Origin of the sequence: Microcoleus sp. SVA1B4, assembly GCF_036700545.1 — a bacterium.
Lineage (GTDB): Bacteria > Cyanobacteriota > Cyanobacteriia > Cyanobacteriales > Microcoleaceae > Microcoleus.
Genome location: NZ_JAUBPB010000042.1, coordinates 1 through 10,664, shown reverse-complemented (window position 1 = coordinate 10,664; position 10,664 = coordinate 1). Strand labels below are relative to the sequence as shown.

Below are 10,664 nucleotides of genomic sequence, written 5' to 3'. Positions count from 1 at the left end.
GCATTATTCCCGTATTTTATAAATAAAGGTTGATACAGGCTATTAGTTGGGTGGGGGCGGGTTTTTGAGATTGTCGGTTTTTGGCAATTATTGTTGGTGAACCCGCCCCTACAGGAACTTAACCTCGATTTCAATTTAACTTCACTGACTGACAGAGCCTTTCCCGAAAAACTTAGGCGGTGCTGCCATAGTGTAAACTTCGGTTTCAGCGGCAATTACCTGGCGTAAGTGACCGGGAACTTGCATCAACCCCAACAATGTAATTCCGTCGAACATCCGCAACCCGCCAGTTGTTTTCTCGGCGAGTAATTTGTCAGTAGCTTCGGGATCTGGTCGCGTATTTATTTCTTGATTAGAAGCTACGGCAAAACCCCAAGGAGCTCCATAAGTAGAAATAAAGCTGGTGCAGGATTGAACGTTGGAGAAAACAGATTTCAGGGTATTTACAATGCGAGCGTGCATTTTCATTTCTGCAGGAGAAACGGGGCCCGCTTGCACTACGAAATATCCGTTAGGTGACATTACGCTGCGAACTTTCTCAAAATACTCCTTGGTAAACAACTGGAAAGATGGGCCTTCTTCAATGGGATCGGACAAGTCAGAAATGACAATATCCCAATCATTGTCAGTTTTATCTAAATAGTCCAAAGCATCGCCGATTACTACTTCGCAGCGGGGGTCATCAAAGGCGTTTTGGTGCATTTCGGGCAGGTGTTCGCGGCAAGCTTCTACTACTTCGCCGTCAATGTCGATCATCACGACTTTTTCAACTGTTTTCCAGCGCAGCACTTCTCTAATTGTAGCTCCTTCTCCGCCGCCGAGAACCAGGACTTTTTTGGGTGAACCGTGACAAATCATGGCTGGGTGCACTAGGGGTTCGTGGTACAGAAACTCGTCGCCTGTACAAGATTGCCACTTACCGTCCAAAACTAAGCCTTTGCCGTAGGTACCGGTCTGAACCACGTACATTTCTTGATAGGCTGTTTTCTTGTAAGCGAGCACCGCGATGATGCCGTGAACGTAAATATCCCAGGGGGTAATGTACTCGCTCATCCAAAAGTCTGCACGAACTTCGCTACCTGACATCAATTACTCTCCAAATATAAACTGCTGTGTCGATGTTGTCACAAGTAGTAGTTCTTATCACACAATGGTGCGGGTGTGTGAGTACGATCGACACATTAAATTGAGATTTTTCAGCAATGGTATAGTGTGATTGCGTTCTGGGAACTCGGAAGCGCCTTGGTACTTGAGATTGCTTGTGGGCGATCGCCCACCCAGTCGAGATCACTTTTCCCGTCGCCCCGGAGTCGATCGCACTCACATTTAATATTTCCCCTTTGCATTGGGGGCGGGTTTTGTACAAAGGTTGTCTGAATGGGGCAATTTTTCGCGCTGTGCCCGCCTTGATAAGTTTGCGATCGGCCTGCTTATTTATCAATAATCGGATGAAAACCCGGCAAATGCGAGAGCGGAGAATAAAAGTAGCGATCGGTTTTAACCATATTTGTTATTAATAACTTGACATTTTGAATGTATCTTAGATAAAATTTTTAAATCCACCACAACAATGACATTTTGAATTATTTTGACAATAATGCAGAGTCTATGTGCGACTATTTTATAACTAATTAAAGGTTACGAGTAAATTGTCTAATAAAAACGCTGTTACACTATTTTTATTTTCAAAATAATAGCCTATGGAACCAACAGACTGGGAAAAAATAATCAACAAACTGGAAAAGGAAAATCTAATTTTGCGGAAAAAACTCGAAAAGTCGGAAACTGAACGCAGCCAATTAGAAGCCTTTAATAAAAAAAAAGAATCTTTGCTAAAAATACTCACTGAGGAATTTAGAGATTCCGAAAAAATTTTAAAAGCAAGAATATCTACACTAGAAAAAGCTCTCTTAAACCAGCAAACAACGCAGATTAAATTGATTGAAGCCGAAAAAATGTCGGCTTTGGGCATTTTGGTAGCTGGTATTGCCCACGAAATCAACAATCCTGTTAACTTCATCTACGGCAATATTACCTATGTCAATGACTACGCAGGCGATATTTTAAAATTGCTCGCAATGTACCAGGATCGGTATCCCGAAACAGATGCAGAGATTGAAGAATTTCTGGAAAAAATTGACCTCAACTTTCTGCGCGAAGATTTGTTAAAAACTCTTTCGTCAATGAAAATTGGCTCCGAGCGCATCCGCGAAATAGTGCTGACTTTACGCAACTTTGCGCGGGTAGATGAAGCTGAAAAAAAACCAGTTAACATTCACGAAGGAATTGACAGCACATTGTTAATTTTGCAGCACCTAACCAAAGAAAAACCCGGTCATTCCGCTATAAAGTTTATTAAAATTTATGGAGATTTGCCCAAGGTAGAGTGTTATGCTGGGCAATTAAATCAGGTGTTTATGAACATCATTAATAATGCTGTTGATGCCCTGCGGGAGCGAGAGCAAAAATCTTCAGTGGACGAGATCGAAGCCAACCCTATCCAGATGACCATTACTACTTCTATTATTTCAGAAAATTGGGCAAGAATTAGCATCAAAGATAATGGTCTGGGAATGAATGAATCTGTAAAAGCGAAAATTTTCGATCCCTTTTTCACCACCAAACCAGTTGGGCACGGGACGGGTTTGGGATTGTCAATTAGCTATCAGATTGTTGTGGACAAACACGGCGGGAGGTTAGAGTGCATCTCCGCAATTGGAGAAGGGACTGAATTGGCGATCGAGATTCCGATCGCCAATTCCCGCAGCTAAGATCGATCGATCGAGCTAAACTGAGGGATAATGAAAACTCCCTTTGACCGCGGCTCCTCCTAGTTTGATGTGCAACCCTATGTCTACTGTCACTTTTGGTTTGTCAACCCCTATAGCGGCAGAAGCCGGGGCATCCTACGGCAGCAGCGAACCGCCACAGCGCCCCACCGTGCAAGCAGAGTGGATCGAGGTATTGGTGGACTCTCCTTACAGGGTTGCGGGGGATTCGCCTGGGGAGGAAAATAAGTTATTTACCTATCGTTTACCTGCGGAACTTACCGTGCAACCGGGGGATATTTTGAGTGTACCCTTTGGCAGTCAACAGGTAGGGGCGATCGCGATTCGGTTCATTTCTCAACTGCCGCCAGACTTAGATCCCACAAGGGTTAAAGATGTCGAAGATGTTGTCAGTGCGGGTTTTTTCCCACCGACTTACTGGGAATTGCTCGATCGCACTGCCACCTATTATTGCACACCTTTAATTCAAGTAATTAGAGCCTCCCTGCCGCCCGGTTTATTAAGCCGTTCCGTGCGCCGAATTCGCTTAATTAAGGACGCAATTTCTCCGAATGCCGAAACATTTCTCAATCCGGCAGCAAGTCAAATTTTGCAATTGCTGCAAGCTCAAAAAAACGGCGATTACACTTGGCAATACCTCCAGCGACAAGTCAAGGGAAGTTATCGGGGATTGAAAGATTTATTGAAACGCGGTTGGGTAGAAAGTTATTTAGAACCTCCCAATCCTCCCAAACCACAACTCAAACCGGCAGTGACATTAATTGCTAGTGCATTTGTCACAGATTTAACCAAGCGGCAACAAGAAGTATTGGAAGTTTTGCGGCGCGGCGGCGGTGAAATGTGGATGAACGATTTGCTGAGAATTTGCAGCGCGAGTTCTTCTGTTGTCAAAAATTTGGAACAAAAAGGTAGCGTTGTAATTGACCAAAGGGAAGTGCTCAGGGGCGATCGCGGAATTTCTCAATTGCCCGATGCACCGAAGACTTTAACTCATTTTCAAGCTGAAGCTTTAGCGTTTATTAACTCTTTTTCGGGATTCCGTCAAGTGCTGCTGCACGGCGTTACAGGTTCCGGGAAAACCGAAGTGTATTTGCAGGCGATCGCCCCCATCTTAGCCAACGGCAAATCCGCCCTCGTACTCGTTCCCGAAATCGGCCTCACACCGCAACTTACAGACAGATTCCGCGCCCGTTTTGGCGAGCAAATTTGCGTTTACCACAGCGCCCTATCCGACGGCGAACGTTACGATACCTGGCGTCAGATGCTGACTGGAACCCCGCAAATTGTCATCGGCACGCGATCGGCCATTTTCGCACCTTTACCTCACCTCGGCTTAATTATCCTCGATGAAGAACACGACAGCAGCTTCAAACAAGACCAACCAGCCCCCTGCTACCACGCCCGCACCGTTGCCAAATGGCGCGCCGAATTAGAAAATTGTCCCTTAATTTTAGGTTCGGCAACGCCAGCTTTAGAGACTTTTGTCGGGACGCGCCGAGATTATTACTCGTTACCAAATATCCATTATTTATCATTGCCCGATCGCATTTATTCCCGCCCGATGCCGCCTGTGGAAATAGTCGATATGCGCCAAGAATTGCGGCAAGGAAACCGCTCAATTTTCAGCGCTTCCCTGCAAAACGCGCTCGAACAATTGCAAGCAAGACAACAGCAAGGTATTCTGTTTATTCACAGAAGAGGACACAGTACCTTTGTCTCTTGTCGGAGTTGCGGCTATGTGATGGAATGCCCGAATTGCGATGTTTCCCTGTCTTATCACCACGTCGGCGAAGGAACAGCAGAAGTGTTGCGGTGTCACTACTGCAACCACACGGAACGACACCCCCAAAATTGCCCGGAATGCAGTTCTCCTTACTTCAAAAACTTTGGTAGTGGCACTCAGCGAGTCGAACAGGAATTAACGAGATTGTTTCCAGAATTGCGGGCAATTCGGTTTGACAGCGATACGACTAAAAATAAGGGCGACCACCGCAGATTGTTAACGCAATTTGCTAACGGGGAAGCTGACATTTTGTTGGGTACGCAAATGCTGACGAAAGGGTTAGATTTAGCGGGAGTAACATTGGTGGGAGTTGTGTCTGCTGACGGGTTGCTGAACTTATCTGATTATCGGGCCAGCGAACGAGCTTTTCAAACATTAACTCAAGTCGCGGGCCGTGCGGGCAGAGGCGACGATCCGGGGCGGGTAATTATTCAAACTTACACTCCCGAACACCGGGTTATTCAAGCAGTTAGGCGGCACGAATATGCGGGTTTTGTGGAAACAGAATTAGCCGAAAGAGCGGCGCTGAATTATCCACCTTCGGGGCGGCTTGTATTGTTGCGATTGAGCAGTGCAGATGCGGCGGAAGTTGCGGTGACGGCGGTACAATTGGCGTCTGTTTGTCAGGAGTATATTGAGCGATTGTCTGTACCGGGATGTGAGTTGTTGGGGCCTGCACCTGCGGCGATTATGCGGGTGGCAAATCGGTATCGGTGGCAGATTTTGCTGAAGTTGCCTTTGGATGAGTCGGTGGATTTGTCGGATTTGATCGGGTTGCGCGATTCCCTTCGGGATAGCTTCGCTTCACGCACGCCGCGTTCTGTTAGTTTAACTATTGATGTCGATCCGTTGAATTTTGGTTGAGGGTTATTGGTTGGGTGGGGGCTGGTTTTTGTATATTAGACCTCTTGCAAAATAATTTTATGCTAAAATAAAATATTTTTTCTATGAGGGAACCTTCTCGATCGCCCAAACGGCATCTTAGCCACATTTCACACAAATTAAAAAAGGCGGCACCCAGATTTGAACTGGGGGTGGAGGTTTTGCAGACCTCTGCCTTACCACTTGGCTATGCCGCCGTTACGTCTGAAATTTGACGTTTTCTTATAGTACACCAAATCTCAAAAATTTTAACATACCTGTCAAAAATTTCGTAAAGCGCAGCTATCCCCTAGGGAATCGCCCTTTTTTCCCATATCCCCAAAACCCATCCGAGGCTATTCTAGAACTACATCGATCGCCCGCAACACCAGCCATGACACCAGTTTCTCCCCTACTCGTCGCCCAAATCACCGACACTCACTTGTTTGCAGAGCTCGATCGAGAATGGAAAGGCCTCTCAACAACCCGCACCCTCCAAGCAGTTCTCGATCGCTTGCAACAGATACAGCCGCCGCCCGACTTACTGCTGCTGACAGGCGACTTATCCCAAGACGAAACACCCGAATCCTACCAGCGCCTCGTCTCCCTCATCGCCCCCCTCGGAATTCCCGCCTACTGGATACCTGGGAACCACGACAACATCCCAGTCATGCAGCAAATATTAGATAAGTCGCCTCTTTCCCCAGAAAAATCATGGATGCTAGGAAACTGGCAATTTCTATTACTTTCGAGTGTGGAAGCCGGATGCGACGGCGGGCGGCTTTCCCCAGAAAGCTTGAATTGGCTAGACTCTCAACTGCAACAAACGGGCGATCGACCTGTTATTATTGCCTTGCACCATCATCCTTTGCCGATCGACTGTGAAATCATGGATGGAATGATGCTGCACAATGCCGATGAATTTTTGGCAATTGTCGATCGATACCCTCAAATCAAAATCGTTCTTTGTGGCCACATTCACCAAGAATTTCACCAACAGCGGGGCTCAGTTACCTACTTGGGGACACCCAGCACCTGCCTCCAACTTTTACCGAAAAGCCATCCGATTATTGTTGACGAAATCCCGCCGGGATTTAGATTGCTTGAATTGGCGATCGACGGTACTTGGAATACAAAAATTGAGCGAGTTGTCGCACCATCGCCACCAGATTAATTTTTTTCTGTTTGCTTAAAATAATTAATATCAAATTCACATTCTGTTGTCAATACATCAACAGATAGATTGTGTTGAGCAACCCCATCTATTATGATATTTATAGACCATAGATTGCAGGCATAGCTAGAGTGATCGGCAACGAACAAAAAAATAGATATCTAGCAACTTTACAAAACAGGAAAAATTAAATATATGTCTGAAGTCAATGGCGTCATGATGCAGTATTTTCACTGGTACAATCCCGATGACGGCAGCCTGTGGAATCAGCTAGCGGAATCTGCAAAAGATTTAGCAAAAATTGGCGTTACATCTCTTTGGTTGCCACCCGCTTATAAAGGAACGGGCGGCGGTATGGATGTGGGTTACGGCGTCTACGACTTATTCGATTTAGGCGAGTTCGACCAAAAAGGGTCGGTACGGACGAAATACGGGACTAAAGATGAATATCTGCGCGCGATAAAAGCTGCCCAAGATGCAGGAATTCGGATTTATGCCGATGTTGTCTTCAACCACAAATTAGGTGCAGATGCAGAAGAAGAAGCAGAAGCCACACCCTTGCATCCCGATGACCGCAATGCCACAGTAGGCGAATATCAAAAAATCAAAGCTTGGACGCATTTTACTTTTCCCGGTCGCGACAAAAAATATTCCAGCATGGAGTGGCATTGGTGGCATTTTGACGCTATTGATTACAACGTTTACAACACAGAAAACCATGCCGTTTACCTGCTAAAAGGCAAAGAATTTGATCAAGGAGTAGACTTAGAAAAAGGTAATTATGACTACCTGATGGGTTGCGATTTAGATCTGGATCACCCAGAAGTCAGCGGGGAGTTAAAATACTGGGGTGAGTGGTATGTTGATACAACAAACGTTGACGGATTTCGCTTCGATGCCGTCAAACACGTTAAAGCAGAATTTTTCCAAGAATGGTTGGAACACGTCCGCCACTATGCCCAACGCGACCTATTTGCCGTCGGCGAATATTGGTCTTACGAAGTGGAAGCTTTGCACTACTTCCTGGAAGCAACTGGCGGTAAAGTCTCCTTATTTGACGCGCCCCTCCACTACAACTTCCACGCTGCTAGCAAGGCCGGCAATAGCTACGATTTGCGAACAATTTTTGATAACACTCTCGTCCAACAGCAACCTGCCCTCGCCGTTACCTTGGTTGACAACCACGATTCGCAACCCTTGCAATCCCTAGAATCAGTTGTCGAGGCTTGGTTTAAACCCCTTGCCTACGCTTTAATTCTGCTGCGGCGCGAAGGATATCCGTGCATTTTTTACCCGGATTATTACGGCGCTAACTATAAGGACACAGCAAATGATGGCAATGAATACGAGATTTGGTTAGACAAGCATCAATTTATGCTGGATAAATTCTTGTTCGCGCGCCAAACCTATTCCTACGGCAATCAGTACGATTACTTCGACCACGCCAACACCATTGGCTGGACCCGACTCGGAGATGAAGAACATCCGGGTGGCATGGCTGTGGTACTCAGTAACGGAGGCGATGGCACTAAGTTTATGGAAGTCGGACAGCCGAATCGAACTTATATTGACATCACCGAACACATCCAAGAACCAATCACAACTAATGACGATGGTTGGGCTGATTTTCGGTGTAACGCCGGTTCTGTTTCGGTTTGGGTGCCACAGCCGTAAGAACTGCGTTAAAATTGACGTACTCCTCTGCCTAAAGTAGGGTGTGTACTGCACACCTTACCGCTATAATTAGTACATTAAACCACTTTTTACTTTCATAATTTTGATGACGAAAAGTTGTTTGTAGTGAGGACTAAAGTCCTCTCTATAGTATTATTTTTATGCTATGCGATCGCCCCAAAAAATATTTATATAAAAAAATATGAAACTTTCAGAAAAAGTTGCAGTTATTACCGGCGGTGGGTCGGGTATTGGTCATGCAGCAGCAATTTTAATGGCCAAGGAAGGCGCCAAAGTTGCTATTATCGATCGCATTTTGGAAACGGGGCAAGAAACCGTCCGCCAGTTGGTCAATGAAGGAGGCTGCGGGCTGGCTATTGCCGCAGATGTTGGGGATTATCAGCAAATGCAAAAAGCATTTCAAACAATTTTTGACAAATATCAAAGAATTGATATTTTGTTTGCCAATGCGGGTATTAACGGTGTATGGTCGCCGATAGAGGAGATAGAACCCGATGAGTGGGATCGGACAATTAACACCAACCTTAGAGGAACATTTTTGGCTGTTAAGTATGCTGTTCCTCATCTGAAAAAACAAGGAGGTTCAATTGTAATTACATCCTCGATTAATGGCACCAGAAGTTTCAGGAAAGTTGGTGCAACGGCCTACGCTTGTTCAAAAGCTGCCCAAGTAGCCTTTGCAAAAATGCTGGCGCTAGAACTCGCAGCCTGCCAAATCAGAGTCAATGTGATCTGTCCGGGCGGGGTGCTAACTGCAATTGAAGAAAGCACCGTTAAGCGCCATCTCGATCGCATTCCAGTCCCGCCTGATTCCATTCAAGACATGATTCCTTTGACGGATAATACCGCAGGTTCTAGCGAAGAAGTCGCCCAATTAGTGTTATTTCTGGTATCACATTCCTCCAGCTTCATCACAGGTACTGAAGTCTGGATTGATGGTGGCGGTTCTTTGATTTAAAATCTCAATAGTTTATTTTTATCACTCGGCGGTTGAAACGGCTTCTTGTCAAATTAAGTCCGCCTGCGCGGACTAAGAAATAAGAATTTCTAATGACTAATTATGAATTGTTTGACAGCAGTTTGCAATGTCTGCGGCAGCCACTTATCGTACTGAGGATAAACAGGCAAACGCTTTACGAGTTGCCATCCTGCTGCTGCTAAAATTTCTGTTAAAGTTTGGTGTTGCAGGTGAGGATAATCGGGATTAACTTCATCCCGCGGCCCGATTCCTCCTAAATCTCTAGCACCTGCTTCTAAACAAGCCAGCAATATGTCTGGTTGTGCAACTAAATTGGGCGGAATTTGTAGGGCAATTTCATCAGGTAAAATGCTGCGGGCGATCGCAATTACTTCGGGCATTTTTGTAGCATCAAAAACTTCACCGTCCCAACTTTGTTGATTTCCGGGACTGTGTGGCTGGAGGATAACTTCTTGAATGTGATTGTATCGCGAATGAATGCGGGCGATCGCCTCTAAAGTCTCCACCCAATCTGCCTCACTTTCCCCAATTCCCAGCAGCAAACCAGTTGTGAATGGAATCTTTAATTCCCCAGCAAATTCTAACTGTTGGAGCCGCAGCGTCGGCACTTTACTCGGTGCGTGTCGATGAACCGTTTGTAACAAATGTGGGGCAAGCTGTTCTAGCATCAGCCCCATCGATACATTTACCTCTTTTAACAGTGCCATCTCCTCAAAGCTGAGCGGCCCCACATTAGTATGCGGCAAAAATCCCAGAGCAAGTGCCAGTTCGCACAAATCGTAAATCCGCTGCAACCAAGCTTTTCGCCGTTGACTGTGAGGATGTACCTCGCCGCTGAGGATGAGAATTTCAATTACACCTTGAGTTTGCAGCAAGTTGAGCTGTTTTTCGGCTTCTGCGAGTGTTAGCCAAGGACTTTGCAGGGGTTCTGCCCGAAAATTGCAATAGGTGCAGCGGTTAAAACACTCGTAAGTGGGAACGAGGGTATAAGCAGGGCTGTAGGTGACGGTGCGAGACATTCCTTGGGATTTTTATCGATCGGACTTACGCAACAACATATATCTGTGCAGTGCGAGTTTTGCGGTTGGCGATCGCAACCCTTCATCTATCTTAACACTGACGCCCGTCCCGAATCTCGTTGCCCAGGTAGATTATGAGTATTCTTCTTTCGTGGGCGATCGTCCACAAATTCCGCATTCAGCTTTTCAACTCCTTATATAGCAAGCCTTCTGGCTTTTAAAAAGCATAATTTATGACACATATAAGAAAAACTGTTCTTAAAAGGCCTTTACAAACTGAAATAAAAGCTTTATGTTTATTTACATGGCGGAACACAAAGCCGTCACGAACATTGAAAACCAAATAAAGCAATCATAAACAAAT

9 protein-coding genes and 1 tRNA gene are annotated in these 10,664 nt (G+C 45.7%); 6 read left to right on the top strand and 4 right to left on the bottom strand.

Annotated elements, in window-relative coordinates; translation table 11 throughout:
- Window positions 1-141: 141 nt before the first annotated feature.
- On the bottom strand, window positions 142-1,086 hold the full coding sequence (locus QT987_RS18830) for a fused MFS/spermidine synthase (protein WP_333242799.1): 945 nt from the start codon (window positions 1,084-1,086) through the stop codon (window positions 142-144).
- Window positions 1,076-1,324: a hypothetical protein gene (locus tag QT987_RS18825; RefSeq protein ID WP_333242796.1), complete on the bottom strand. Its 249-nt coding sequence runs from the start codon at window positions 1,322-1,324 to the stop codon at window positions 1,076-1,078. Before QT987_RS18825 ends, QT987_RS18830 begins: the two co-directional genes overlap by 11 nt.
- Window positions 1,325-1,700: 376 nt before the next feature.
- Here QT987_RS18825 and QT987_RS18820 point away from each other — a divergent pair, with 376 nt between their 5' ends.
- Together QT987_RS18820 and priA are read left to right on the top strand one after the other, a co-directional pair.
- On the top strand, window positions 1,701-2,771 hold the full coding sequence (locus tag QT987_RS18820; RefSeq protein ID WP_333242793.1) for an ATP-binding protein: 1,071 nt from the start codon (window positions 1,701-1,703) through the stop codon (window positions 2,769-2,771).
- A 79-nt stretch (window positions 2,772-2,850) separates the two neighbouring features.
- Window positions 2,851-5,436, top strand: coding sequence for a primosomal protein N' (gene priA / locus QT987_RS18815; RefSeq protein ID WP_333242790.1), 2,586 nt, complete (start codon window positions 2,851-2,853; stop codon window positions 5,434-5,436).
- Between the two features lie 144 nt (window positions 5,437-5,580).
- Here priA and QT987_RS18810 read toward each other — a convergent pair.
- Window positions 5,581-5,651 (bottom strand) — tRNA-Cys (locus QT987_RS18810).
- A gap of 176 nt (window positions 5,652-5,827) precedes the next feature.
- On the opposite strand from QT987_RS18810, the gene cpdA reads away from it, so the two are divergent.
- The 3 genes from cpdA (at window position 5,828) to QT987_RS18795 (ending at window position 9,260) form a co-directional block, all read left to right on the top strand.
- Window positions 5,828-6,607 carry a 3',5'-cyclic-AMP phosphodiesterase gene (gene cpdA / locus QT987_RS18805; RefSeq protein WP_333242787.1) on the top strand — a complete coding sequence of 260 codons (780 nt, stop codon included), beginning with the start codon at window positions 5,828-5,830 and terminating at the stop codon, window positions 6,605-6,607.
- Window positions 6,608-6,802: 195 nt separating this feature from the next.
- Window positions 6,803-8,281 carry an alpha-amylase gene (locus tag QT987_RS18800; protein ID WP_333242783.1) on the top strand — a complete coding sequence of 493 codons (1,479 nt, stop codon included), beginning with the start codon at window positions 6,803-6,805 and terminating at the stop codon, window positions 8,279-8,281.
- Between the two features lie 202 nt (window positions 8,282-8,483).
- Complete coding sequence (locus QT987_RS18795) at window positions 8,484-9,260, top strand: SDR family NAD(P)-dependent oxidoreductase (protein WP_333242780.1); 777 nt, start codon at window positions 8,484-8,486, stop codon at window positions 9,258-9,260.
- A gap of 89 nt (window positions 9,261-9,349) precedes the next feature.
- Here QT987_RS18795 and cofG read toward each other — a convergent pair whose 3' ends face one another.
- Window positions 9,350-10,300 carry a 7,8-didemethyl-8-hydroxy-5-deazariboflavin synthase subunit CofG gene (cofG, locus tag QT987_RS18790; RefSeq protein ID WP_333242776.1) on the bottom strand — a complete coding sequence of 317 codons (951 nt, stop codon included), beginning with the start codon at window positions 10,298-10,300 and terminating at the stop codon, window positions 9,350-9,352.
- Between cofG and QT987_RS18785 the strand changes: the two genes are divergently transcribed.
- Window positions 10,284-10,502, top strand: a complete 219-nt coding sequence (locus QT987_RS18785) for a hypothetical protein (protein WP_333242773.1) — start codon at window positions 10,284-10,286, stop codon at window positions 10,500-10,502. The two genes, cofG and QT987_RS18785, sit on opposite strands and share 17 nt — an antisense overlap.
- The last annotated feature ends 162 nt before the right edge of the window (window positions 10,503-10,664 follow it).